Source organism: Caballeronia sp. RCC_10, assembly GCF_041360715.1.
GTDB lineage: Bacteria > Pseudomonadota > Gammaproteobacteria > Burkholderiales > Burkholderiaceae > Caballeronia > Caballeronia grimmiae.
In genome coordinates, this window is record NZ_JBFUPT010000003.1 from 323,374 (window position 1) to 346,351 (window position 22,978).

25 protein-coding genes, 1 tRNA gene and 1 pseudogene are annotated in these 22,978 nt (G+C 62.7%); 16 read left to right on the forward strand and 11 right to left on the reverse strand.

All coding sequences use genetic code 11. The annotated features are described in order from the left end of the window. The first annotated feature begins 71 nt into the window (after positions 1–71). Positions 72–695, forward strand: coding sequence for a septal ring lytic transglycosylase RlpA family protein (locus AB6804_RS09150; protein WP_370886177.1), 624 nt, complete (start codon positions 72–74; stop codon positions 693–695). 59 nt (positions 696–754) lie between these two features. Here the strand turns inward: AB6804_RS09150 and rsmI are convergent, their stop codons facing one another. Then, on the reverse strand, positions 755–1,639 hold the full coding sequence (gene rsmI, locus AB6804_RS09155) for a 16S rRNA (cytidine(1402)-2'-O)-methyltransferase (protein ID WP_370886178.1): 885 nt from the start codon (positions 1,637–1,639) through the stop codon (positions 755–757). Between rsmI and AB6804_RS09160 the strand changes: the two genes are divergently transcribed. The 6 genes from AB6804_RS09160 to AB6804_RS09185 all read left to right on the forward strand — a co-directional run bounded on the left by AB6804_RS09160 (position 1,638) and on the right by AB6804_RS09185 (position 4,587). Further along, positions 1,638–2,063 (forward strand): YraN family protein, encoded by a 426-nt coding sequence (locus AB6804_RS09160; RefSeq protein WP_370886179.1) that lies wholly within the window; start codon positions 1,638–1,640, stop codon positions 2,061–2,063. The genes rsmI and AB6804_RS09160 overlap by 2 nt on opposite strands. A 116-nt stretch (positions 2,064–2,179) precedes the next feature. Further along, complete coding sequence (locus AB6804_RS09165) at positions 2,180–2,767, forward strand: phosphoheptose isomerase (protein WP_370886180.1); 588 nt, start codon at positions 2,180–2,182, stop codon at positions 2,765–2,767. A 68-nt stretch (positions 2,768–2,835) separates the two neighbouring features. Further along, positions 2,836–3,579, forward strand: a complete 744-nt coding sequence (locus tag AB6804_RS09170) for a BON domain-containing protein (RefSeq protein ID WP_370886278.1) — start codon at positions 2,836–2,838, stop codon at positions 3,577–3,579. Between the two features lie 9 nt (positions 3,580–3,588). Then, a complete protein-coding gene (locus AB6804_RS09175; protein ID WP_370886181.1) occupies positions 3,589–3,957 on the forward strand; it encodes a c-type cytochrome in 369 nt (122 codons plus the stop codon). Between the two features lie 74 nt (positions 3,958–4,031). Then, a tRNA-Ala gene (locus AB6804_RS09180) sits at positions 4,032–4,107 on the forward strand. A 72-nt stretch (positions 4,108–4,179) separates the two neighbouring features. Continuing rightward, positions 4,180–4,587, forward strand: coding sequence for a VOC family protein (locus AB6804_RS09185; protein WP_370886182.1), 408 nt, complete (start codon positions 4,180–4,182; stop codon positions 4,585–4,587). A gap of 2 nt (positions 4,588–4,589) precedes the next feature. Here the strand turns inward: AB6804_RS09185 and AB6804_RS09190 are convergent, their stop codons facing one another. Further along, positions 4,590–5,141, reverse strand: coding sequence for a YaeQ family protein (locus AB6804_RS09190; RefSeq protein WP_370886183.1), 552 nt, complete (start codon positions 5,139–5,141; stop codon positions 4,590–4,592). 209 nt (positions 5,142–5,350) lie between these two features. Then, positions 5,351–5,695, reverse strand: a complete 345-nt coding sequence (gene sap1, locus AB6804_RS09195; RefSeq protein ID WP_370886184.1) for a surface attachment protein Sap1 — start codon at positions 5,693–5,695, stop codon at positions 5,351–5,353. Between the two features lie 404 nt (positions 5,696–6,099). On the opposite strand from sap1, the gene AB6804_RS09200 reads away from it, so the two are divergent. Together AB6804_RS09200 and AB6804_RS09205 are read left to right on the forward strand one after the other, a co-directional pair. Then, positions 6,100–6,726, forward strand: a complete 627-nt coding sequence (locus AB6804_RS09200; protein WP_370886185.1) for a LysE family translocator — start codon at positions 6,100–6,102, stop codon at positions 6,724–6,726. Continuing rightward, on the forward strand, positions 6,723–7,193 hold the full coding sequence (locus AB6804_RS09205; RefSeq protein ID WP_370886186.1) for an SgcJ/EcaC family oxidoreductase: 471 nt from the start codon (positions 6,723–6,725) through the stop codon (positions 7,191–7,193). Before AB6804_RS09200 ends, AB6804_RS09205 begins: the two co-directional genes overlap by 4 nt. Here AB6804_RS09205 and mnmE read toward each other — a convergent pair whose 3' ends face one another. Further along, positions 7,194–8,582 (reverse strand): tRNA uridine-5-carboxymethylaminomethyl(34) synthesis GTPase MnmE, encoded by a 1,389-nt coding sequence (mnmE, locus tag AB6804_RS09210; RefSeq protein ID WP_370886187.1) that lies wholly within the window; start codon positions 8,580–8,582, stop codon positions 7,194–7,196. A gap of 297 nt (positions 8,583–8,879) precedes the next feature. On the opposite strand from mnmE, the gene AB6804_RS09215 reads away from it, so the two are divergent. Beyond that, the gene (locus AB6804_RS09215; RefSeq protein WP_035962002.1) at positions 8,880–9,296 is read left to right on the forward strand and encodes a helix-turn-helix transcriptional regulator; all 417 of its coding nucleotides are present in this window, start codon (positions 8,880–8,882) and stop codon (positions 9,294–9,296) included. Positions 9,297–9,383: 87 nt separating this feature from the next. On the opposite strand, the gene yidC is transcribed toward AB6804_RS09215, so the two are convergent. The 4 genes from yidC to rpmH form a co-directional block, all read right to left on the reverse strand. Further along, entirely contained in the window at positions 9,384–11,051 is a 1,668-nt protein-coding gene (yidC, locus tag AB6804_RS09220) for a membrane protein insertase YidC (protein ID WP_370886188.1), read from the reverse strand. A 30-nt stretch (positions 11,052–11,081) separates the two neighbouring features. Further along, positions 11,082–11,408, reverse strand: coding sequence for a membrane protein insertion efficiency factor YidD (yidD, locus tag AB6804_RS09225; RefSeq protein WP_370886279.1), 327 nt, complete (start codon positions 11,406–11,408; stop codon positions 11,082–11,084). A gap of 58 nt (positions 11,409–11,466) precedes the next feature. After that, the gene (gene rnpA / locus AB6804_RS09230) at positions 11,467–11,943 is read right to left on the reverse strand and encodes a ribonuclease P protein component (protein ID WP_370886280.1); all 477 of its coding nucleotides are present in this window, start codon (positions 11,941–11,943) and stop codon (positions 11,467–11,469) included. A gap of 89 nt (positions 11,944–12,032) precedes the next feature. Continuing rightward, complete coding sequence (gene rpmH, locus AB6804_RS09235; RefSeq protein ID WP_006998755.1) at positions 12,033–12,167, reverse strand: 50S ribosomal protein L34; 135 nt, start codon at positions 12,165–12,167, stop codon at positions 12,033–12,035. Positions 12,168–12,573: 406 nt separating this feature from the next. Here rpmH and dnaA point away from each other — a divergent pair, with 406 nt between their 5' ends. The 6 genes and pseudogenes from dnaA to dbpA all read left to right on the forward strand — a co-directional run bounded on the left by dnaA (position 12,574) and on the right by dbpA (position 20,082). Further along, entirely contained in the window at positions 12,574–14,151 is a 1,578-nt protein-coding gene (dnaA, locus tag AB6804_RS09240; RefSeq protein ID WP_035962008.1) for a chromosomal replication initiator protein DnaA, read from the forward strand. 270 nt (positions 14,152–14,421) lie between these two features. Further along, complete coding sequence (gene dnaN, locus AB6804_RS09245; protein ID WP_370886189.1) at positions 14,422–15,528, forward strand: DNA polymerase III subunit beta; 1,107 nt, start codon at positions 14,422–14,424, stop codon at positions 15,526–15,528. Positions 15,529–15,642: 114 nt separating this feature from the next. Continuing rightward, complete coding sequence (gene gyrB / locus AB6804_RS09250; RefSeq protein ID WP_370886190.1) at positions 15,643–18,114, forward strand: DNA topoisomerase (ATP-hydrolyzing) subunit B; 2,472 nt, start codon at positions 15,643–15,645, stop codon at positions 18,112–18,114. Positions 18,115–18,241: 127 nt separating this feature from the next. Beyond that, a pseudogene (locus AB6804_RS09255) lies at positions 18,242–18,430 on the forward strand (restriction endonuclease); the annotation flags it as partial. Positions 18,431–18,500: 70 nt separating this feature from the next. Beyond that, entirely contained in the window at positions 18,501–18,695 is a 195-nt protein-coding gene (locus AB6804_RS09260) for a hypothetical protein (protein ID WP_370886191.1), read from the forward strand. 4 nt (positions 18,696–18,699) lie between these two features. Beyond that, positions 18,700–20,082: an ATP-dependent RNA helicase DbpA gene (gene dbpA, locus AB6804_RS09265; protein ID WP_370886192.1), complete on the forward strand. Its 1,383-nt coding sequence runs from the start codon at positions 18,700–18,702 to the stop codon at positions 20,080–20,082. Positions 20,083–20,150: 68 nt separating this feature from the next. On the opposite strand, the gene AB6804_RS09270 is transcribed toward dbpA, so the two are convergent. The 3 genes from AB6804_RS09270 to AB6804_RS09280 form a co-directional block, all read right to left on the reverse strand. Next, on the reverse strand, positions 20,151–20,807 hold the full coding sequence (locus tag AB6804_RS09270) for a response regulator (protein WP_370886193.1): 657 nt from the start codon (positions 20,805–20,807) through the stop codon (positions 20,151–20,153). Between the two features lie 8 nt (positions 20,808–20,815). After that, positions 20,816–21,637, reverse strand: coding sequence for a sensor histidine kinase (locus AB6804_RS09275; RefSeq protein ID WP_370886194.1), 822 nt, complete (start codon positions 21,635–21,637; stop codon positions 20,816–20,818). A 323-nt stretch (positions 21,638–21,960) separates the two neighbouring features. Continuing rightward, positions 21,961–22,731, reverse strand: coding sequence for a ferredoxin--NADP reductase (locus AB6804_RS09280; RefSeq protein WP_370886195.1), 771 nt, complete (start codon positions 22,729–22,731; stop codon positions 21,961–21,963). Between the last annotated feature and the right edge of the window lie 247 nt (positions 22,732–22,978).

Here is a 22,978-nt window from a genome sequence, read left to right on the forward strand (position 1 = left end):
GCGAAGCCTATGGCTGCCTTGCGCGCGCTCAACAGCGCGGCGCGGCGGCCACTTACCGTTGGAACACGTCTATGGATGTTCGATACATTCGACATATTGCAAGCCTGTTAGCCGTTGGCGTGCTGGCCGGTTGCGCCGCGCCGGGATCGGGCGATGTTGCCTCGTCGACGCCCGCATCGTCTTATCATCAGACGGCAGGTTCTTTCAGCACGAGCGATGCCCGCTCCGCCGATACGCCCCTCGCCTTCGACTCCAAGCTGAACGCGCTGCCGGCCCAGGATGCCGACAAGGGCCGTTCGCTGGCGGACGCCGAGCCGATCACGGCCGGACCGGACGTCGGCAATTTCGAGCAAAAGGGCAAGGCTTCGTGGTATGGCCGGCTGTTCCACGGCCGCAAGACCGCGAGCGGCGAGAAGTTCAACATGAACGCGATGACCGCCGCGCATCGCACGTTGCCGCTGGCGTCGTGGGTGCGGGTGACGAACGAGTCGAATCACAAGACCGTCGTCGTCAAGATCAACGATCGCGGTCCGTACGTGGGCAATCGCGTGATCGATCTGTCGTATGCGGCCGCGTCGGCGCTCGGCATGCGCGGCGTCGGAACGCAGAAGGTGAAGATCGAAGGACTCACGCAGCAGGAGGCGCGCGCCGCCCGCGAACAGTCCCAATCGCTCGCCGACGACAGCGTGAACTGAACGCTCACCGTCCGTCTGCGATACAGCAAAGGGCCGTCCATCGACAGCCCTTTGCTTTTCTACTCTTCTTCCCGCTGTTTGCTGAGCCGCAACGCACGATCGTAGAGCATGTTGCGCGACGCTCCCGTCAGCGTCGACGCAATGCGCGCCGCGCTCTTCACCGATAGTTCTTCCAGCAACGTGGCGAGCAGCGCATCGTGCGCGTCGTCCGCTTCCTCGAGTTCCGGCGCGCCTTCGACGACGAGCACGAATTCGCCGCGCTGACGGTTCGCATCGCCTTCGAGCCACGTTGGCCCTTCGGCCAGGGTGCAGCGATGCAGGCTCTCATGTAACTTCGTCAACTCGCGTGCGATGAGCAGTTGCCGGTCGCCGCCGAGCACTTCTGCGAGCGCGCGCGTCGTTTCGACGATGCGATGCGGCGCTTCATAGAACACCAGCGCCATCCGATGATTCGCGAGCGTCCGAAGCTGCGCCGCGCGTTGCTTCGGCTTGGCGGGCAGAAAGCCGACGAACGTAAAGCCGGCGACCCACGCGCCGGCCGCGCTCAACGCCGTGACGACCGCGCTTGCGCCCGGCAGTGGAATGACCGGGAAGCCGGCTGCGCGAACGGCATCGACGAGGCGCGCGCCCGGATCGGAGATGCCGGGCGTGCCCGCATCCGACACGCACGCGAGGCGCTCGCCGCTGCGTAAATGCTCGATGACGCGCTCGGCCGCGCTGCGCTCGTTGTGCTCGTGCACTGCGATCAGCGGCTTCGCGATGCCGTAGCGCGCGAGCAGTTGCGCGGTGTTGCGCGTGTCTTCGGCGGCGATGCGATCGACGAGCCCGAGCACGTGGAGCGCGCGCACGGTGATATCGGCGGCATTGCCGATCGGCGTCGCGACGACATAGAGCGCGCCCGTCGGATACTGCTGCCCGTCGGCTAATTCGGAGATCTGAAGCATGTGCGCGGACGTGCAGGGTAAAGGACCACATTCTGCCACGCGCGCGGGTTACAACTTTAGCGGGAAGCTCATGTCCAAAACGCTCGGCGATGCGTTCGAAGTACGCGCGCTCGAATATCTTCAACGGCAGCGCATGCGCCTCGTTGCGCGCAATGTGCGATGCCGCGGCGGCGAGATCGATCTCGTGATGCTCGATGAACGCGGCGCGCTGATCTTCGTCGAAGTGCGTTCGCGCAAGAGCGCGCGCTTCGCGGATGCGGCAGCGAGCGTCGGTATGACGAAGCGCACGCGGCTCGTGCGTGCCGCGCAGCACTATCTGACGACGTGGCGCGGCGCGCTGCCGGCATGCCGCTTCGATGTCGTCGCTTTCGATGCGGGCCGTATCCGCTGGCTGCGTGACGCCTTTCGCGCCGACGAGTCCTGAGCCACGGTCGGCCGCATGGTGCATGCGGTAAACTGCGCACACTCGATGCGGGCGCGCGCCTCGCGTCCTCGTCCCATGCAACGAATGCCGCATCGCGGCCGATTAACCGAGAGTCGATGTCAGTCGAACGCATCCAACAGCAATTCCGCGACAGCGCCGCGCTCACACTCGAAGCACTGGATTCGCTCGCGGTTCCGATCGCGGCCGCGGTCGATACGCTCTTCAGCGCGCTCGCCAACGGTTCGAAGATCCTCGTCTGCGGCAATGGCGGTTCGGCTGCCGACGCACAACGCTTCGCCTCGTCGCTGATCGGCCGGTTCGAACGTGAGCGTCCGGGCTTGCCGGCCATCGCGCTGACGACGGACTCATCGATACTGACCGCCATCGGCAACGACTACGCGTTCGAGCAGATCTTCTCGAACCAGGTGCGCGCGCTCGGCCAGGCGGGCGACGTGTTGCTGGCGATCAGCACATCGGGCAATTCGGTCAACGTGCTCGCGGCGGTTCAGGAAGCGCATGAGCGAGAGATGATCGTGATCGCGCTGACCGGCAACGGCGGCGGCGTGATGTCCGAGGTGCTCGTCGATACCGACATTCATATTTGCGTGCCGTCCGAGCGGACCGCGCGCATCCAGGAAATCCATCTGCTGACCATCCATTGCCTGTGCGACGGCATCGACGCGATGCTGCTGGGCGAAGACTGAATCTCAAAAGGGGAACGGATTTGAAGAAGAAGACACGCGTGAAGGCGGCGCTGGCGAATGCCACGCTGATGGTGAGCCTGTTGTCCGGCGTCGCGCTGACGCTGCAAGGCTGTGCGCTTGCTGTCGTCGGGGCGGCTGCGGGCGGCACGCTCATCGCCACGGATCGCCGTACGCTGGGCGCGCAGACCGAAGATCGCGAGATTCAGGTGAAGGCGCTTTCGCGCATCAAGGACAACGTGTCGGATCAGGCGCACGTCAACGTGACGGTGTTCAACCGTCGCGTGTTGCTGACGGGTGAAGTGCCCGACGACGCATCGAAGCAGCGGGCTGAAGCCGTCGTGCGCGATATCAACAACGTGGGCGGCATCGTCAATGAGCTGGCCGTGCAGCCGGCGAGCACGTACTCGTCGCGCGCCAACGATTCGTACCTCGAAGGCCGCGTGAAGACTGCGATGGTCGGCGAGAAGGATCTGTCGGCGAACTACTACAAGGTGGTGTGCGAGCGCAGCGTCGTTTATCTGATGGGCCTCGTCACACAGGATGAGGGCGCGCATGGCGCCGACGTTACCGCGCGCGTGCCGGGCGTCGAGCAGGTGGTGAAGGTCTTCCAGTACATCAAGCCGGATGAAGCGAAGGCGCTCGAAGCGGCGGCTGCATCGGGCGCGAGCGCGCCTGCTGCAACGTCGTCCTCAACGGATGCGACGGTGGGTACGGTGCCGGATTCGTCAGTGACCGCGCGGCCGCTGGATCAGCAATCGCCCGCACCGGTCAAGAACTCGGACGTGCATCCGGGCGGTTCTTCGAGCAAGTGATAGGTGTCGATGATGTTTGAAGAAAGGGTTGCAAGCGGCGCGCTCGTCGTGGCGTTGTCGTGTTTGGGCGTGTCGATGTCGATGTCGGCGTTCGCGGCGGATCCTCCGGCGCCGACTGAAAATGCGATCGCCATTGCGCGCAGCAATGCGTGCATGGGCTGTCATGCCGTGGATCGCAAGCTGGTGGGGCCGTCGTTTCAGCAGGTCGCGCAGAAGTACAAAGGCGATGCGCAGGCGTCTGCGAAGCTGGCGAAGAAAGTGAAGGACGGCGGCGCGGGCGTATGGGGTTCGATTCCGATGCCCTCGCATCCCGCGATGAACGACGGGGATGTGAAGGCCGTCGTTGCGTGGGTGCTGGCGGGGGCGCCGCAGAAGTAGCGTGGTTCTGTGGGCCTTCGGCCTTTGGGCGCTTGATTGGCGCGCAGGGGGCTGTGGTACAATTTCGCTTCGTTGGGGGGGTAGCTCAGCTGGGAGAGCGTCGCGTTCGCAATGCGAAGGTCGAGGGTTCGATCCCCTTCCTCTCCACCACGAATCAAAAGGGCTTGGCTTCGCGCCAGGCCCTTTCCATTTGCGGCCTCCCCATCATCGCGCGAGGGCAACATGCACTTCAGCATCCGCGAAATCGATCACGTCGTGATCCGCTGCATCGATCTCGACAACATGATCCGCTTCTACCAATCTGCCCTTCACTGCCCCATCGAGAAAGAGCAGCGCGATATCGGCCTCGTGCAGATGCGCGCCGGCCGTTCGCTGATTGATCTACTCGCCGAAGGCGCATCAATCGATCGCCCCGAAAACGGGCAGCCCGGCGTCGGCCGCAACATGGATCATTTGTGCCTGCGCGTCGAGCCATTCGACGCCAACGCCCTGCGCGCTCACTTCGAGCAACACGGCGCGCGCATCGGCGAACAAGCGCGACGCTATGGCGCCGAAGGCTTCGGCCCGTCGCTCTATGTGTTCGATCCCGAAGGCAATATGATCGAGCTAAAAGGGCCGCCCGAAGCCTGACTTCACGCTTCCGGCGCCTTCAGCACGTTGCAGCGGATAGCGACCGGATCGACCGTCGCGCTTCCCAACGATGCCTCTCCGTCCTGCACCATGAGCTGGAGCCGCATCGTCCGTTCGGCCAGCTTGCCAAGCGCGTCCGCGACGCCATCCGCGAGCGACCACACCGTCACGTTGCGCAGGCGCTCGACCTTGCCCTTCACGCCTTGCCACCAGATATCCGCGGTCTTGCCCGCATAGGCGATGATCACCACGCGCTCCGAGCGCCCGCTCGCCTTCGCGATGCGCCTTTCGTCCGGTTGACCGGCTTCGATCCACAACTGGATCTGGCCCGTGAGATCCTTCTGCCAGAGATCGGGCTCGTCGGTATCGGAGAGGCCCTTGCAGAATTCGAGCCGCTCGCTCGCGAACAGGCCGAACGCCGCGACACGCACCATCATGCGTTCGTCAGTCTCGGACGGATGACGCGCGATGGTCAGGGAATGATCGCCGTAATAATGGCGATCCATGTCGGCGATCTGAAGATCGGCCTTATAGATAGTGGATTTGAGAGCCATGCAGCATTGACGCCAGTGCTTTCGCCCGGCGAATGAGTTGAGTGGGAGCGGCACGGCGGAGCGAGGCACCGCACATCGGACGCAAGCGAGTCCGACATTGTGCGGCGAAACGATGCGGAAATGGAAGCCCGAGCGACCGGCATCGGGCGCGACGCGACAGCCGGCGAGATTCGAGATCGCCGGCTAATCGGTGATTGAATTAGAACCGCTTATTGATCGATGAATCGATCCGCGGTCCACATGCCCTGAGTGTCGTTATTCGCGGCATTGACGAATTCAACGTCATGGCCGACGACGCGTAAAACCCGGAAATGCGAATTAACCGGAGTCGATATGCACTCGTAGCCTTCGAAGAACTGCTGCATCTGTTGATGTTCGCCGGCTCTCGCGTGCTTGTCGGCTGAATCGAATTTGTCTTTGGACAGGCAGCCATAAGAATCAGGCCGGAACTTGAACGTCTGTTGAGCCTGAACCACGCTGTCCTGGGCTTGCACGGCGGAAACGACAGCAAACAAGCCCATCGCGACGAAGAGAGCATTGGCGCATTTCTTCATGTACTCGGCCTCCAAACGAAACCATCGACATTAGCTACGTATTTAAAAGCGGAATGACCGCAAAAACGATGCTAGACGAGCGCGAGAAACTTGCAAGCATATGTTGTGTGCGAGCGCAACACGGCGAAATGTCGCATGTCTTATCCGGTCATTCGGTGTCGGACTTCGAATGACCGAATGCCATTTAATGCTAACGCTCGAAAAAGAATAACTTCGAATGGCTGTTTTGTGTGGTGTTTTCCCCTGCAGACGATTTTGTGCGCCGCACTTAACTTCGCCGCTCGGGCGCAACGACTCAGCTAGACGAGCATCCGTACGCGCGCAAGCTGGCCGAACGGCCTATTGCCATGAGTCGCCGTTCGTGGATAAATCGACTCTCCTAGCAGGAGACCTCAGGAGAAAACATGACTTTCGCTCAATGGCTGCCGTTCGCCATCGCATCGGCGATTCTGGTGGCGATTCCCGGACCGACCGTACTGCTCGTCGTATCGTACGCGCTCGGTCACGGCCGCAAATATGCGCTCGCGACGACGATGGGCGTCGCGCTTGGCGATCTCACCGCGATGACCGCGTCGATGCTGGGGCTCGGCGTGCTGCTCGCGGCATCGGCTGAGCTGTTCGCGGTCGTCAAATGGATCGGCGCGGCGTATTTGATCTATCTCGGCTTCAAGCTGTGGCGGGCGCCGGCCGTCGATCCGGATGCCGTCACGACCGGCAACGACCTGCACACCGGGCGCATCATGGCGCACGCCTACGCCGTGACCACGCTCAACCCGAAGAGCATCATCTTCTTCGTCGCGTTCGTGCCGCAATTCATCGATCCACACGCGGCCAGCGTCTCGCAAATCGCTATCTTCGAAGCGACGTTCGTCGGTCTCGCCGCCGCCAACGCACTGGGTTACGCGCTTCTCGCATCGGGCGCGCGGCGCGCCATCCGCAAGCCGTCCGTCCAGCGAGCGGTCAACCGGACCGGCGGCGCCTTGCTGATGGGAGCGGGCGTCTTTGCAGCCGCATGGAAGAAAGCCGCATGAATCAAGTCGACGACTGGGCCGCGAGCGCCCGGCAACTTTACTTTGCCCTGCTCGGCGACTGGAATCGCCAGGACGCCGCAAGCATGGCCGCGCGCTTCACGGAGCGCGGCAGCCTGATCGGCTTCGATGGCAGCGCAATCGACGGGCGCGCGTGCATCGAGGCGCATCTCACGCCGATCTTCGCCGCGCATCCGACGCCGGTCTTCGTCGCGAAGGTGCGTGAGGTGAGGCGTCTGGCTGCGGGCCAGACGCTACTGCTGCGCGCCGTCGCCGGAATGTGGCCGCGTGGTGCAACCTCGCTCGATACCCGGCTGAACGCGATGCAGACGCTCGTGCTGTCACTTTGCGACGGCGCGTATCGCATCGAGATGTTCCAGAACACGCCGGCCGCTTTCCACGGACGGCCGGATGAGGTCGAGAAGCTCAGCGCGGAACTGCGCGCGCTTGGGAAGCCCGAAGGCGCGTAATCACTTGCCGATGCAAAACCGGCTGAAAATCACGCCCAGCAGATCGTCCGATGTGAATTCGCCGGTGATCGCGTTGAGGCTGTCTTGCGCGAGACGCAGTTCTTCGGCAAAAAGGTCCAATACCTGCGACTGCTGATTCGCGTGGCCGGCGGCGAGCGCCAAGTGATCGCGCGCCTCCCGCAGTGCGATCAAGTGGCGTTCGCGCGCAAGGTAGACGCTTTCCGCGCCCGCTTGCCAGCCCGCGATCTTCAGCAACTCGCCTCGCAGCAGCGCGATGCCGTCAGCGGTCTTCGCCGACAGGTTGATTTCGCGAGCGTGGTCGCCGCCCTCGCGTACGCCGGCGGGCGTGCCTTCGAGGTCCGTCTTGTTCCACACGCGCACGACCGGCACGCCCTGGGGAAATCGCGCGGCGATAACCTTGTCTTCGGGCGTGATCGCGGCACGCGCATCGAGCAGATGAAGCACGACGTCGGCGCGTTCGATTTCCCCCCACGTCCGCTCGATGCCGATACGCTCCACTTCGTCCTCGGTCTCGCGCAACCCGGCCGTGTCGATGATGTGCAGCGGAATGCCTTCGACCTGGATGGTCTGCGCGACCTTATCGCGCGTCGTGCCCGCGATCGGCGTGACGATGGCCAGTTCCGCGCCCGCGAGCGCATTCAAAAGCGACGATTTGCCGACGTTCGGTTGTCCCGCGAGCACCACCGACATGCCTTCGCGCAACAGTGCGCCCTGCCGTGCCTCGCTCAGCACGACGTCGAGCCGCTGCCGGATGTGCGCGAGCTTGCCGCGTGCGTCGGCGGCTTCCAGGAAGTCGATTTCCTCTTCAGGGAAGTCGAGCGTGGCTTCGACCAGCATCCGCAGTGTGATGACGTCTTCCACGAGCGCGTGAATCTCGCGCGAGAACGCGCCTTCGAGCGACCGGCCGGCCGAGCGTGCGGCCGCTTCGGTGCTCGCTTCGATCAGATCGGCGACGGCTTCGGCCTGCGCCAGATCGAGCTTGTCATTCAGGAAAGCGCGACGGGTGAATTCGCCCGGCTCCGCGAACCGAAGTCCGAAGCCGCGGCCCGCTTCGATCGCGCGCTGCAGCACGAGCTGCAAAACGATCGGGCCGCCGTGGCCCTGTAATTCCAGCACGTGTTCGCCGGTGTATGAGTGCGGCGCCGGGAAGTACAGCGCGATGCCGCGATCGAGCGCTTCTCCGTTCCCGTCGATGAACGGCACATAGCTGGCGTGGCGCGGCGCGAGTGCCTGTCCGCATAGCGCGAGCATCGCTTGCTGGGCGGCAGCTTCCCCCGCCCGCCCGAACGACAGCCGCACGACGCCGATCCCTCCACGCCCCGGTGCGGTGGCGATTGCGACGATGGGGTCGGTGTCGTTGCTCAACATAGTGGCTTGCCGGACGTGATGGTGGACTGCCGGCATTGTATCGCGCGGGTTCACCTTCCTCTTTTTAGGACGATTCTTGCGTTATCTTAAATGAGATACGCGTTTGCGTCGGAATAGAGCGAATTGAGCAGTCCGAGAGAAGCTGAGCGGCAGGCCGCACGCGGCCTACCGCCCGCTTAAGCTTGCTTCCAGGCAACTTTCGTCAGCGCGTGCATAAGATAAAAACCGTCCGAGCTTCGCCATATATCGCCCGCATGGTTGACTACATGGCAGCGATTGCCTTGCACAATCGAAAGCATGCCTACACCACAAGAAAAAGCCGATTTCTCGGAACGACTCAAGTTCTCGATGGCTCGCTCACCCGAGAGAATGCGCGGCGCCACTGATCTCTCGAACAAGTTCAATTTGCGTTTTCAGGGCGACCCGGTTTCGCCGCAGACCGCGCACAAGTGGCTTACCGGACGTTCGATCCCCACCGTCGACAAGTTGCAGACGCTCGCAGATTGGCTGAAGGTCGACCTGCACTGGCTGCACTACGGCCCGCCGCCGAGCGGCAGCACGCAAACGACGCCGAAGCCGCTTGCACGCGACGAGAAATATCCGGCATCGGAGGAGACGCTGGAGCTGGCGTCGAAGATCGAGGCGCTATCGCCGCATCATCGGTATCTGCTCGAGGAACTCATCGATCAGTTTTATGGGGCGATGAAGCGGTAGCTTTCGTCGGCTGCGATAGATCTCCTACTCGCAGATGCAAAAACGCCCGGCCAGGCCGGGCGTTTCTACGTTCGAGTCAAAGCAGAATCAGGCCGCCTTCTTCTTGCGCTGACCCATCATCCGCGTGATGTAGTACTGCTGCGCGATCGACAGCACGTTGTTCACAACGTAGTACAGCACGAGACCCGCCGGGAAGAAGAAGAACATGACCGAGAAGGCGATCGGCATGAACATCATCATCTTGGCCTGGACGGGGTCCGGCGGCGTCGGGTTCAGCTTCGTCTGCAGGAACATCGAGACAGCCATCAGCACCGGCAAGATGAAATACGGGTCTTGCTGCGACAGATCGTGAATCCAGCCGATCCACGGCGCGCCGCGCATTTCCACCGACGACAGCAGCACCCAGTACAGCGAAATGAACACCGGAATCTGCACGACCACCGGCAGGCAGCCGCCGAACGGATTCACCTTCTCCGTCTTGTACAGCTCCATCAGTTGCGCGTTCATCTTCTGCGGATCGCTCTTGAAGCGTTCGCGAATCTGCTGCATGCGCGGCGTGATTTCCTTCATGCGCGCCATCGACTTATAGCTCGCCGCCGACAGCGGGAAGAACACCGCCTTGATCAGCAGCGTCAGCAGCACGATCGCCCAGCCCCAGTTGCCGACGTAGCTGTGAATCTTCTCCAGCAGCCAGAACAGCGGCTTGGCGATGATCGTCACCATGCCGTAGTCCTTCACCAGCTCGAGTCCCGGCGCGATGCCTTCCAGCATGCGCTCTTCCTCCGGACCGGCGAAGAGGCGGGCATCGACGTCCACGCTCTGTCCCGGCGCGATCGTCGGCACCGGCTGCTGCACGCCGACGCGGTACAGCACCGGATCGATCTTCTGCACGTAGATATCGCGCTGCGCGCCTTCCTTCGGAATCCACGCGGACGCGAAGTAATGCTGCACCATCGCGATCCAGCCATTGTTCGCGGACGGCACGAAGTCGGCCTTGTTTTTGTCGATGTCGGAGAAGTCGATCTTCTGGAAGTGCTTCGCTTCCGTATAGACCGCCGGCCCGATGAACGTGTGCGAGAAGCGCGGCGTTTCCACCGGCGTGTTGTCGCGCACCAGCTCCATATAGAGCTTCGGCGTGACCGGCGTGCTGCCGACGTTCTCGATCTTCGTATCGACGTTGATCACATAGCTTCCGCGCGTGAACGTGTAGGTCTTCACGACCTTCACGCCACCCTTCACCGGCGATTCAAACGCGAGCGTCAGCGTCTTGGCATCGCCCGACAGCGAGGTCTGGCCGGGCACCGGCGTGAAGACATCGTTGTGATTCGGGAAGTCGCCGCCGAGCAAGCCCGTGCGCGCGAGATACGTGTGGTTCGGCGTGTGATCGAACAGCGTGATGTAGAGGTCGGGCTGCTTGCCGTCGCCTTCCTTCAGGAGCGACAGCTTCGACAGCGTGCCGCCGCGCGTGTCGATCTCACCCGAATACACGTCGGTCGTGAACTTGACCAGTTGCGATGCCGCCGTGGCGGGCGGCGTTGCCGTGCCAGGAGCGGCGCCGGCCGGCGCGTTAGGCAGTTCGGACGGCTGCGTGCCCGGCGTGGCCGAGCCCGGTGCCGGATTGCTGGCGGTCTTGGCCGGCTGCGTCGCGCTCGGGAAGAACATCGACGGGCGCCCGTGGTCGCGCTGCCAGTTGTCGAACAGCATGACAACTGACACGAAGAAGATGACCCATAGGACGGTGCGTTTGATATCCATGCGTTGTCTCAGTGTCGATCGATAAGCGCCTCAGGCGCCGTTTAGTGGTGAATGCTTTTTTTGAGCGGCTTCCACCGCCGGTTCCCGAGCCGCGGGGCCAGCCGGTGGCGGATCGTGCGGGTCGGGATAGTCGTTGCGTCCGGCGGGCGGCGGCACGAGATCGATGCCGCCTGCCGAGAAAGGATGGCAGCGGCAAAGCCTTCTCGCGGCCAGATACGTGCCACGCGCGGCGCCATGATACTGGATTGCCTCGCGCGCGTAGTCGGAACAGGAAGGGTAAAAGCGGCACCGGTTGCCGAGCAGAGGGCTCACAGCAACCTTGTAGAAGCGCAACAACGCGATGAGTGCCGTTTGCATAAGCTTCGCGCCGCGCATCATGTCCGCCGTGACGGCCGGACCTGACGAAGCCTGCGCTTCATGACCCCGAAGGGCCGGATGAGTCGTCGACGGCGGACGCGCTCGGCGGCCCCGCCACGGATTCCGCCGCACGGCGCGCGGCTTCGCGCACCGCACGGTCGAACAATGCTTCCAGTTCCCCGCGGCATAACGCATGAAGCGGCGGCGAACTGGCGCTCGGCATCGCCTTGCGGTCGATCTTCGCGTGCAGCCGCACGAGAATGTCGAATCCGCGCAGCTGTTCGCGTCGCAGACGAAACGCCTCGCGCGCGAGCCGCTTGATCAGGTTACGCGTGACGGCGCGCGGCGCCTGCTTCTTGCCGATGACGAGACCCAGCCGCGCCTCGCCGCCCGTGGGCTTGCCGTACAGAACGAAGTGCGGCGAGCGCCGCCAGGGGCGCAAACGAAAAACGGATGAGAACTCATCCGTTTTCAGCAGCCTTGCGGCCTTGGGGAACGCGGCGTGCGCCGGCAACTGAACGATGTCCTGTTTCAAGACTTCTGTGCGGCGCTCGGCATGCGGCTCGCCATCCTGCGCTGCGTCCGGTTCCGGACGCGACCCGGCTGCGAGCAGCACCGTCTCTATTAGACTGCCAGGCGCTTGCGGCCCTTCGCGCGGCGAGCGTTGATGACCTTGCGGCCGCCAGCGGTCTTCATGCGAACGCGGAAGCCATGGGTGCGCTTGCGGCGCGTCACGGAAGGTTGGTAAGTACGTTTCATGGTGCTCTCACTTGAGTTGATTGACCGCGCGGGCTTGGCTCCAGTGTGGTCACTGCAAGCGCGATGGCCGGAGGTTCCAGGAATTCTGTTTTCGCGGAACCCGCTATTTAAACCGTTTTCCTATTGACCGTCAATACTTTAGCGCCGATTAACGCCCCATCGACCGTCTCGAACGGCTCCTGGTCGCGCTGATTTGACCCTGTGGATAACTCGCGCGTCCAGCTGGTTTGGCGTTAGAATCTCGCCTTACTCCCAAATATCCGCCCGCTGCTTCGGCCCGCCGTTCGCCCGCAAACCCTTGCGGCGTAAGCCTCCGGAGCATGCCTGCTTGGCCGTGCCGGGACTTGCCGCAATCTTGGGCAAGCATGGCCGCAGGTGCGCGCAGCAACCATAACGACCGCATTCGATGAACGATTTCTGGGAACATTGTTCCGCATTGCTGGAGCGCGAGCTCACGCCCCAGCAGTACGTCACGTGGATCAAGCCGCTAACCCCGGTCGACTTCGATGCCGACGCGAGCACCCTGCGCATCGCCGCTCCGAACCGCTTCAAGCTCGACTGGGTGAAGAGCCAGTTCTCGGGCCGCATCGCCGATGCGGCGCGCGAGTTCTTCAGCGCACCCATCGACGTTCAGTTCGTTCTTGATCCAAAAGCCACCGCGCGCAGCGCGATCGGCGGCGGCCCGAATGCGGCGCCGCGTCCGAGCGTGGCCGCGCCCCGTCCGCCGGCGCCGTCCGCGCCATCGCCGGCCCAGCAGGCGCCGACCGTCGTCGCGCACGCAAACGCCGCCGCGCACGTCAATGCGCTCGCGGCCGAGGCCGCGCAGCAGGCGCAGTCGATGCACGAAGACCAGGCCGACCTCGACCTCCCGAGCCTCGACGCCAACGAAGCCGCCGCTGGCCGGCGCACGTGGCGGCCGGGCGGCGCGGCATCGGCGGGCAGTGAAAACGATTCCGCGTTCGAGCGCTCGAAGCTCAATCCGGTTCTCACGTTCGACAACTTCGTGACCGGCAAGGCGAACCAGCTTGCCCGCGCGGCGGCCATTCAGGTCGCCGACAACCCCGGCATCTCGTACAACCCGCTTTTCCTGTACGGCGGCGTAGGCCTCGGCAAGACGCACCTGATCCACGCCATCGGCAATCAGTTGTTGATGGACAAGGCCGGCGCGCGCATCCGCTACATTCACGCGGAGCAGTACGTGTCCGACGTGGTGAAGGCGTACCAGCGCAAGGCGTTCGACGACTTCAAGCGTTACTACCACTCGCTCGATCTGCTGCTCATCGACGATATTCAGTTCTTCTCGGGCAAGTCGCGCACGCAGGAAGAGTTCTTCTACGCATTCGAGGCGCTGGTCGCCAACAAGGCGCAGGTCATCATCACGAGCGATACGTATCCGAAGGAAATTTCCGGCATCGACGATCGCCTGATTTCCCGCTTCGACTCCGGGCTGACGGTCGCGATCGAGCCGCCGGAACTGGAAATGCGCGTCGCGATCCTGATGCGCAAGGCGTTCTCCGAAGGCGTGAGCCTGTCGGAAGACGTGGCGTTCTTCGTCGCCAAGCATCTGCGCTCGAATGTCCGCGAACTCGAAGGCGCGCTGCGCAAGATCCTCGCGTATTCGAAGTTCCACGGCCGCGAAATCACCATCGAGCTGACGCGTGAAGCGCTGAAAGACCTGTTGACGGTGCAGAACCGGCAGATTTCGGTGGAGAACATCCAGAAGACCGTCGCCGATTTCTACAACATCAAGGTCGCCGACATGTATTCGAAGAAGCGGCCGGCCAATATCGCGCGCCCGCGCCAGATCGCGATGTATCTGGCGAAGGAACTGACGCAGAAAAGCCTGCCGGAAATCGGCGAGCTGTTCGGCGGTCGCGATCACACGACGGTGCTGCACGCGGTGCGCAAGATCGCCGCCGAGCGCGGAAACGACGCCCAGCTGAATCACGAACTGCACGTGCTCGAGCAGACGCTCAAGGGCTGAGCCCGGGCGATGCCCGCCTGAAGAACGCACGCCTTCAAAAGCACGCGCCGCGGACCTGTTTATTGGCGAAAACGCCCCTATTTTTAGGGAGTGGTTCCGTTTTAAGGCACAATACAGGTTTGCCGTCCGTGGCCCGGGCGGTTCTCAAGCGCAAGCTCGCGAGTGACCGGCGGGGGGCCGGCAACGCGTGTTACGAGGTTGTCCGGCGGTGCAGTGAGAAGCAGCGGTGGCGAACCGCGGGACAGGCCGTCACATCAATGAAGGAACTCTATGCAACTGGTCAAGACCGAACGAGATAATCTTCTAAGGCCGCTGCAAACCGTGAGCGGTATCGTAGAACGCCGCCACACGTTGCCTATCCTCGCGAATCTGCTCATCACCAAGAACGGCGGGGATGTGTCGTTCCTCTCGACCGACCTCGAACTTCAGATCACCACCCGCGCGGATTTCGGCGTCGGCGGCGATCAAATCGCGACCACCGTCGCCGCGCGCAAGCTGCTCGACATCCTGCGCGCGATGCCCCCGGGCGAAGTCGCGCTCGACCTGTCCGACAAGCGCCTCACGGTGCGCTCGGGCAAGAGCCGCTTCGCGCTGCAGACGCTCGCCGCAGACGAATTTCCCACGGTCAACCAGGCTACTGACTTCGGCGCGAGCCTGTCGGTTCCCCAGAAGACGTTCCGCCAGTTGCTCGGCATGGTGTATTTCGCGATGGCCCAGCAGGACATCCGCTACTACCTGAACGGCATGCTGCTCGTGGTGGATGGCGACCAGCTCATGGCAGTCGCAACGGATGGCCACCGCCTTGCGTTCTCGTCGATGAAAATCGAAGGCGGCGCGTTCCCGCGTCAGGAAGTCATCATCCCGCGCAAGACCATTCTGGAACTGCAGCGTTTGCTGGAAGACATCGACGACACGCTCAAGATCGATATCGCCGCGACGCAGGTCAAGTTCACCTTCGGTCAGGTGGAACTGGTGTCGAAGCTGGTCGAAGGCAAGTTCCCCGACTTCCAGCGCGTCATTCCGAAGTCGCACAAGAACACGTTCGAAATCGGCCGCGAAGAATTGCAGCGTTCGCTGCAGCGCGCGGCCATTCTGACCTCCGACAAGTTCAAGGGCGTGCGCTGCCTGATCGAGCCGGGCCAGCTCAAGATCATGTCGACCAACGCGGATCAGGAAGAGGCGCAGGAAGAACTCGAGATCGCTTATCAGGGCGATACCGTCGATATCGGATTCAACGTCACGTACCTGCTCGACGTGCTCGCGAATCTGAAGGTCGACACGCTGCAAGTCGCGCTTGGCGACGCCAACTCCAGCGCGCTCATCACGATTCCCGAGAACGAGGAATTCAAGTACGTGGTGATGCCGATGCGCATCTGACGCACGCGGATACCGATGACACTCCAAGGGGCGGCGCGCCCCTTTGGCGTTTTTAAGGTGTTTTGAAAAGTTCGAGCAGTAACCGAAGCAGTGACGCAGAACCGGAAGAAATCCATGACTGAAAACACAAATTCGCAGCCCGACAACAGCTACGGCGCATCGTCCATTCAGATCCTCGAAGGTCTGGAAGCCGTGCGCAAGCGCCCTGGCATGTATATCGGCGATACGTCGGATGGCACCGGTCTGCATCACCTCGTCTTCGAAGTGCTGGACAACTCCATCGACGAGGCGCTCGCGGGCTATTGCGACGACATCCACGTGACGATTCACGCGGACAACTCCATTTCCGTGACGGACAACGGCCGCGGCGTGCCCACGGGCCTGAAGCGCGACGACAAGCACGATCCGAAGCGCAGCGCCGCTGAAATCGTGATGACGGAACTGCACGCCGGCGGCAAGTTCGACCAGAACAGCTACAAGGTGTCGGGCGGCCTGCACGGCGTGGGCGTGTCGTGCGTGAACGCGCTGTCCGAATGGCTGCGCCTCACGGTGCGCCGCGATGGCAAGAAGCATTTCATGGAGTTCTCGCGCGGCGTCGTGCAGAACCGTGAGATCGTCGAGGAAGACGGCGTGCAATATTCGCCGATGCCCGTTGTCGGCGAAACCGAAAACCGCGGCACCGAAGTGCATTTTCTGGCGGACGCGACGATTTTCGGCAATGTCGAATTCCACTACGACATTCTCGCCAAGCGCATGCGCGAGCTGTCGTTCTTGAATAACGGCGTGCGTATCCGCCTGACGGATCTGCGCACGGGCAAGGAAGACGATTTCGCGTTCGCGGGCGGCGTGAAGGGCTTCGTCGAATACATCAACAAGCAAAAGCAGGTGCTGCATCCGACCGTATTCTATTCGACGGGCGAGCGCGACAACGTGTCGGTCGAAGTGGCGATGCAGTGGAACGACAGCTTCAACGAAAGCGTGCTCTGCTTCACGAACAACATTCCGCAGCGCGATGGCGGGACGCACCTGACCGGCCTGCGCGCCGCGATGACGCGCGTCATCAACAAGTACATCGTGGACAACGAGATTGCGAAGAAGGCGAAGGTCGAGACGACCGGCGACGACATGCGCGAGGGGTTGTCGTGCGTGCTGTCGGTGAAGGTGCCCGAGCCGAAGTTCAGCTCGCAGACGAAGGACAAGCTGGTGTCGTCGGAAGTGCGGGCGCCGGTGGAGGAAATCGTCGCGAAGGCGCTGGAAGATTACCTGCAGGAAACGCCGAACGACGCGAAGATCATCACGAGCAAGATCGTCGATGCCGCGCGGGCGCGCGATGCTGCCCGCAAGGCCCGAGAGATGACGCGACGCAAGGGCGTGCTGGATGGCATCGGTTTGCCGGGCAAACTCGCGGATTGCCAGGAGAAGGATCCGGCGAAGTCGGAGATTTATATCGTCGAGGGTGACTCGGCGGGCGGATCGGCGAAACAGGGCCGCGACCGCAAATTCCAGGCGATTTTGCCGTTGCGCGGCAAGGTGTTGAACGTGGAGAAGGCGCGCTTCGACAAGCTGATTTCGTCGGAGCAGATCGTGACGCTGGTGACGGCGCTGGGCTGTGGCATCGGCAAGGACGACTACAACCTCGACAAGCTGCGTTATCACCGCATCATCATCATGACGGATGCGGACGTGGACGGCGCGCACATCCGCACGCTGCTGCTGACGTTCTTCTATCGGCAGATGCCGGAGATCGTCGAGCGCGGCTATATCTATATCGCGCAGCCGCCGCTGTACAAGATCAAGGCGGGCAAGGACGAGCGGTATATGAAGGACGCGCACGAGCTCAACCAGCATATGCTGAAGCTTGCGCTGAACGGATCTGAACTGATTCCGAGCGAAGGCGCGGAAGGCATCAGCGGCGATGCGCTCGGTGAACTCGCGCGCGCGTATTTGCTGGCGCAAGCGGTGGTGGATCGACTGAGCCGCATTTACGATGCAGCCGCGCTCGAAGCGGTGATGGATGGTGTCGTGATCGATCTGTCGTCCCAGGAACAGGCGGAGGCATCGGCGAAGCGGCTGGAGGAACGGCTGCGTGCCGATCCGCTGAAGCCGGAAGTCAGCGTCGAAGCGGCTTACGATCAGGTGCGCGAGGTGCGCTCGCTGCATATCAAGCGGCGTCATCACGGCAACGTAAAGGTCTCTGTGCTTGATGAGGACCTTCAATTGACGGCGGATTACAAGCAACTCGTATCGACGGCTGATACGTTCAAGGGCTTGATCGGCGAAGGCGCGGTGATCAAGCGCGGCGAGCGGTCGATGGCTGTGTCCGATTTCAAGAGCGCGATGAAATGGCTGATCGCGGATGCAGAACGCAACGTCTCGAAGCAGCGGTATAAGGGATTGGGTGAGATGAATCCGGAGCAGCTTTGGGAAACGACGATGGATCCTAGCGTCCGGCGATTGCTGCGCGTGCAGATCGAAGATGCGATTGCTGCGGATGGCATCTTCACTACGCTCATGGGCGATGATGTCGAGCCGCGTCGGGCGTTTATCGAGAGTAATGCGTTGCGGGCGGGGAATATTGATGTTTGAGGGGTAACTCCCTCCCTCGCCTCAAACGCGCCATGCAAGAAATCAGTCCGCCCAGCATCCTTCAACGCTTCCATGCGTTGAAGGTCTGGCAGCGTGGCGACGAACGTGCGCCTCATAAGCCCTGCTCACCCTCGCCGAGGACCGGCGCGTGCTCGTCTCCGAGGAAGCCCACGGCAGCAGGCAATTCGCGCAGATACTGTTGAGACACCACGGCGGCCAACTGAACGCTCCGGTGCAACGGGACCATCATCCGTCGCACTCGTTCGTCGCATGGCATCGCGATCAAGTCTTTAGAGGACGTCCGCGGCCGCTCTGATGCCCGCCCCGCATCGCCACCCGCGTACACTCTCGCTTTAACCCACTCCATCGCGCCACGCGACCTCATCATGTTCACCTGCCGAAACCAGTCCTGCGGCGCAGACTGGAAGCTCTCTGACGTCAACGTACACAACGAAGGCCAAGGCCTGCTTTTCCGCTGCCCGATGTGCGGCGCGCGCAACTACGTAACCCGCCACCAGACAAAGGATGGCGAAACCACGTACGAGCAAGTCACCGAAATCCCGCCCAACGGCAAGCGTTGACACCATGACGACCGATATATCCTTCGCCAGCCTGCCGCTCTCGCCCGCGATGCAGGCGAATCTCCAGCAACTCGGCTACACGTCGATGACGCCGATTCAGGCCGCCAGCCTGCCGCACGCGCTCGCGGGTCACGACCTCATCGCGCAGGCCAAGACGGGCAGCGGCAAGACCGCCGCCTTCACCCTGCCGCTGCTGGCGCGGCTCGACGTCGGCCAGTTCGCGGTGCAAGCCATCGTGCTGTGCCCGACACGTGAACTCGCCGATCAGGTCACGCAGGAAATCCGCCGCCTCGCGCGTGCAGAAGAAAACATCAAAGTGCTGACGCTGTGCGGCGGCACGCCGATGCGTCCACAAGTCGCGAGCCTCGAACACGGCGCGCATATCGTCGTGGGGACGCCCGGGCGCATCATGGACCATCTGCAGCGAGAGACGCTTTCGCTCGATGCAGTCCGCACGCTCGTCCTCGATGAAGCCGATCGCATGCTCGACATGGGCTTCTTCGACGACATCGCATCGGTGGCGCGGCAATGTCCGAAGGATCGGCAGACGCTGCTGTTCTCGGCGACGTATCCGGAAGGTATCGTCAAACTGAGTCAGCAGTTCCTGCGCAATCCGCGGGAGATCAAGCTCACCGAGCAACACAGCAACGCGAAGATCAAGCAGCGCTTCTATCAGGTCGAGGAAGACCAACGGTTGCACGCGGTCGGTTTGCTGCTCGATCACTATCGCCCGGTCAGCACGCTCGCGTTCTGCAACACGAAGCAGCAATGCCGCGATCTGCTCGACGTGCTGCTCGCGCAGGGCTTCGAGGCGCTCACGCTGCATGGCGAGCTCGAACAGCGCGAACGCGATCAGGTGCTCGTGCAGTTCGCGAATCGCAGTTGCTCGGTGCTCGTCGCAACGGATGTCGCGGCGCGCGGGCTCGACATCGCGCAACTCGAGGCGGTGATCAACGTCGATGTGACGCCGGACCCCGAGGTGCACGTGCATCGCATCGGCCGAACCGGGCGCGCGGGCGAGGAAGGCTGGGCGCTGTCGCTGGCAAGCATGGACGAGATGGGCCGCGTCGGGGCAATCGAAGAGGCGCAGCGGGCGGAAGTGGAGTGGCATCCGCTCGCGGAGCTGACATCGGCGGAACCCGGGCACCTGAAGCCGCCGATGGCGACGCTGCAGATTCTGGGCGGCCGCAAGGACAAGATCCGCCCCGGCGACGTGCTCGGCGCGCTCACCGGCGAAGCGGGCTTCAAAGGCGACCAGATCGGCAAGATCAACGTGATGGATATGGTGACTTACGTCGCAGTGGAGCGCGGCGTCGCGGACGATGCGGTGCGTAAGCTGAGTGCCGGGAAACTCAAGGGGCGGAAGGTAAAGGTGCGGCGGATGTAACCCGGGCGGCAGCGTGGATTCGTTCTCGAAGAGCGACTTACGATTCGCGCTCGCCGGCCAACCGCCCCTCAAGCCGCAATGGCCGGATTCATGTCGACGAGCCGGTTGCTCATCACGTAATACGTCAGTTCAGCGTTGTTCGCGAGCTTCATCTTGTCGAGGAGACGCGCGCGATAAACGCTGACCGTCTTGACCGACAGTGAGAGCGCGTGCGCGATGTCCGTCAGCCGCTTGCCCGATGCGAGCATGCAAAGCGTTTGAAACTCGCGGTCTGAAAGCGTTTCGTGCGGCTGCCGCTCCGTATCGAGCGAAACGTAGTTGGCAAGCGCTTCCGCCATTTCCGGGCTGATGTATTTCCGGCCCGCGGCGACTTGCTGCACCGCGCGAATCATCAGCGCGGGATCGGCGGTTTTCGACAGATAGCCCGACGCGCCGGCCTTTAGCGCACGCACCGCATACTGGTCTTCGCGATACATCGAGAACATGAGCACTGGAACCGCATGCTTCAGGCGCTTGAGGCGTTTGAGCACGTCGAGACCGGTGATGTCCGGCAAGGAGATGTCGAGCAGCACGACGTCGTAAGGCTCGCGCGCCGCCAGCGCGAGCGCGTCCGCGCCCGTTGCCGCTTCGCGGACCTCCGATGCGATCCCGCGCTCCAGCAGCAATTGCGCGACACCGCGCCGCACGATGGCGTGGTCGTCGGCGAGCAGGACTTTGAGCGTCATCGACAGGTTCAGGCGTTGACGGAGCGCGGCATCGAACGCGGCGCGACGGTCCACGGCAGGCGCGCGCGTACGGACGTGCCGCCCGCTTTCGACGAAGCAATCAGCAGGGCGCCGCCCAGCGCCTCGCAGCGCTCGCGCATGCCCTCGATCCCCAAGCGCCCCGTCTTGCGACGCGCGGCGGGCGTCATGCCGACGCCATCGTCTTCGACGACGAGCGTCAGCGCGTCCGCATCGGCGGTGAGCGTTACGCTCGCGTGCGTCGCTTTCGCGTGGCGTGCGACGTTCGAGAGCGCCTCCTGCGCGATGCGATAAAGCGCAAGGGCTGCGTCGCCGGGAACGCTTTTTTCAACCAAACAAGAGTAATCGACGCGAAGTGAAGACGCCGTTCGAAATCCGGCGGTCAATCGGCGAAGCGAAGCGGATAGCCCGTCGGCCAAGGCAGGCTCATGCAAACGCTCCACGATGCGATGGCTCGCGTCCGCAGCCTCCATCAGGCATTCGCGCGCCTGACGAAGCGCTTCCGCGCAAACGGCGGGGGCATCGGTCGGGAGGAAATATTCGGCGCGGGCGATAGCGAGATTCGCGGCTGTCAGTATCGCGCCGGTTTCATCGTGCAGATCTCGGGCGATGCTGCGGCGGGCGTGCTCGTCGGCGGCAGCGAGTCTCGCACTCAGATCGCGGACGCGCTCGCTCAGCAATTGCAGCTCGCGATCGCTGCGCAACGTGGCTTCGAAAAGCGCGGAGAACGGCGAGTGCGACGACGAAGCCCCGCGCAATTCCGCGCGGGGCGTTGGGCGCTCATCGTGCGTCGACGAAGCCAACGTGTTCATTCTTTCCTCGCTTTGAGCGCAACTGACGCTACGTCCTCGGCAAACGCACGAGCCGGCGTAACGAAATTTACACTCTGCAACATGGAAGGCGGCGAAGCAGGCAATCGGCTTCGCTCAAGGTGATTGCATCATATCTCAAAATTATGATCAATCGCAGGCGCGGCAAGGTCTGCGGCGATACACCTCATGTCGTTTCGCAACATCGGCGCATGGGATCTGTAGGAACTTGTCCTACGCGACTTGTAACAAGCAGATGCCTGGGGCGAAAAAAAACCGGAGCGCGAAGCTCCGGTTTCCGTACTGCACTAAGACGTCGCAGTCGATCAGCCGACGAACGCCTTCTCCACGACGTAATGCCCCGGATGGTTGTTGCTGCCTTCCTGGAAACCCATCGAGTCGAGCAACTGGCGCGTGTCGCGCAGCATGTGCGGGCTGCCGCAAAGCATCACGCGGTCGTTTTCGATCGAGAACGGCTCCACGCCGATATCCGCGAACAGCTTCTTCGTTTCGATCAGATCCGTGATCCGGCCGCGGTTCGCGAACTCTTCGCGCGTCACCGTCGGGTAGTACACGAGTTTTTCTGAAACGATCTCGCCGATATGCTCGTGCGCCGGCAAGTGCTCGGTGATGAAGTCCTTATACGCGAGCTCGTCGACGAAACGGCAGGTGTGCGTGAGCACGATCTTGTCGAAGCGGTCGTAGACGTCGGGGTCCTTGATGATCGACATGAACGGCGCGAGCCCCGTGCCGGTGGACAGCAGCCACAGCGTCTTGCCGGGCAGCAGGTTGTCCGCGACGAGCGTGCCCGTCGGCTTCTTGCCGATCAGCACGGAATCGCCCACTTTCAAATGCTGAAGGCGCGAAGTCAGCGGGCCGTCCGGCACCTTGATGCTCAAGAATTCCAGATGCTCTTCGTAGTTCGCGCTCGCGAGGCTGTAGGCGCGCAGAAGCGGCTTGCCGTCGACTTCGAGGCCCACCATCGCGAACTGGCCGTTCTCAAAGCGGAACGAGGCGTCGCGGGTGCAGGTGAAACTGAAAAGCGTGTCGGTCCAGTGATGGACGCTCAGAACGGTTTGAGAGTTAAGGTTGCTCATGGCTTCTTGGACTAGGCGAAAACGATGACGCTCACGGGCTGGACGTCAGAAGGGCGCTACGCTCGATGCTGCGCGAAAGGACGAATCGAATGGCTCGACGGTCCGCGATTCCATGCTGTCTGCCTTCGACGGCCGCGCATTTGCAGAGGCGCAATCGGCTATTTTAACCTGATAGCCGATGCGCGTCCCGAGGCCGCTCGTGGCACGGCTGCGGCGAAGAAGCACAACTCCGCCGGGCCGGCCACAT

Excerpts from the sequence above, each read along its gene's own strand:
- AB6804_RS09150 (WP_370886177.1), top strand. The coding sequence starts at position 72 with ATGGATGTTCGATACATTCGACATATTGCAAGCCTGTTAGCCGTTGGC.
- AB6804_RS09160 (WP_370886179.1), top strand. The coding sequence starts at position 1,638 with ATGTGCGCGGACGTGCAGGGTAAAGGACCACATTCTGCCACGCGCGCG.
- rsmI (WP_370886178.1), bottom strand. The coding sequence starts at position 1,639 with ATGCTTCAGATCTCCGAATTAGCCGACGGGCAGCAGTATCCGACGGGC.
- AB6804_RS09165 (WP_370886180.1), top strand. The coding sequence starts at position 2,180 with ATGTCAGTCGAACGCATCCAACAGCAATTCCGCGACAGCGCCGCGCTC.
- AB6804_RS09170 (WP_370886278.1), top strand. The coding sequence starts at position 2,836 with ATGGTGAGCCTGTTGTCCGGCGTCGCGCTGACGCTGCAAGGCTGTGCG.
- AB6804_RS09175 (WP_370886181.1), top strand. The coding sequence starts at position 3,589 with ATGATGTTTGAAGAAAGGGTTGCAAGCGGCGCGCTCGTCGTGGCGTTG.
- AB6804_RS09185 (WP_370886182.1), top strand. The coding sequence starts at position 4,180 with ATGCACTTCAGCATCCGCGAAATCGATCACGTCGTGATCCGCTGCATC.
- AB6804_RS09190 (WP_370886183.1), bottom strand. The coding sequence starts at position 5,141 with ATGGCTCTCAAATCCACTATCTATAAGGCCGATCTTCAGATCGCCGAC.
- sap1 (WP_370886184.1), bottom strand. The coding sequence starts at position 5,695 with ATGAAGAAATGCGCCAATGCTCTCTTCGTCGCGATGGGCTTGTTTGCT.
- AB6804_RS09200 (WP_370886185.1), top strand. The coding sequence starts at position 6,100 with ATGACTTTCGCTCAATGGCTGCCGTTCGCCATCGCATCGGCGATTCTG.
- AB6804_RS09205 (WP_370886186.1), top strand. The coding sequence starts at position 6,723 with ATGAATCAAGTCGACGACTGGGCCGCGAGCGCCCGGCAACTTTACTTT.
- mnmE (WP_370886187.1), bottom strand. The coding sequence starts at position 8,582 with ATGTTGAGCAACGACACCGACCCCATCGTCGCAATCGCCACCGCACCG.
- AB6804_RS09215 (WP_035962002.1), top strand. The coding sequence starts at position 8,880 with ATGCCTACACCACAAGAAAAAGCCGATTTCTCGGAACGACTCAAGTTC.
- yidC (WP_370886188.1), bottom strand. The coding sequence starts at position 11,051 with ATGGATATCAAACGCACCGTCCTATGGGTCATCTTCTTCGTGTCAGTT.
- yidD (WP_370886279.1), bottom strand. The coding sequence starts at position 11,408 with ATGCAAACGGCACTCATCGCGTTGTTGCGCTTCTACAAGGTTGCTGTG.
- rpmH (WP_006998755.1), bottom strand. The coding sequence starts at position 12,167 with ATGAAACGTACTTACCAACCTTCCGTGACGCGCCGCAAGCGCACCCAT.
- dnaA (WP_035962008.1), top strand. The coding sequence starts at position 12,574 with ATGAACGATTTCTGGGAACATTGTTCCGCATTGCTGGAGCGCGAGCTC.
- dnaN (WP_370886189.1), top strand. The coding sequence starts at position 14,422 with ATGCAACTGGTCAAGACCGAACGAGATAATCTTCTAAGGCCGCTGCAA.
- gyrB (WP_370886190.1), top strand. The coding sequence starts at position 15,643 with ATGACTGAAAACACAAATTCGCAGCCCGACAACAGCTACGGCGCATCG.
- AB6804_RS09260 (WP_370886191.1), top strand. The coding sequence starts at position 18,501 with ATGTTCACCTGCCGAAACCAGTCCTGCGGCGCAGACTGGAAGCTCTCT.
- dbpA (WP_370886192.1), top strand. The coding sequence starts at position 18,700 with ATGACGACCGATATATCCTTCGCCAGCCTGCCGCTCTCGCCCGCGATG.
- AB6804_RS09270 (WP_370886193.1), bottom strand. The coding sequence starts at position 20,807 with ATGACGCTCAAAGTCCTGCTCGCCGACGACCACGCCATCGTGCGGCGC.
- AB6804_RS09275 (WP_370886194.1), bottom strand. The coding sequence starts at position 21,637 with ATGAACACGTTGGCTTCGTCGACGCACGATGAGCGCCCAACGCCCCGC.
- AB6804_RS09280 (WP_370886195.1), bottom strand. The coding sequence starts at position 22,731 with ATGAGCAACCTTAACTCTCAAACCGTTCTGAGCGTCCATCACTGGACC.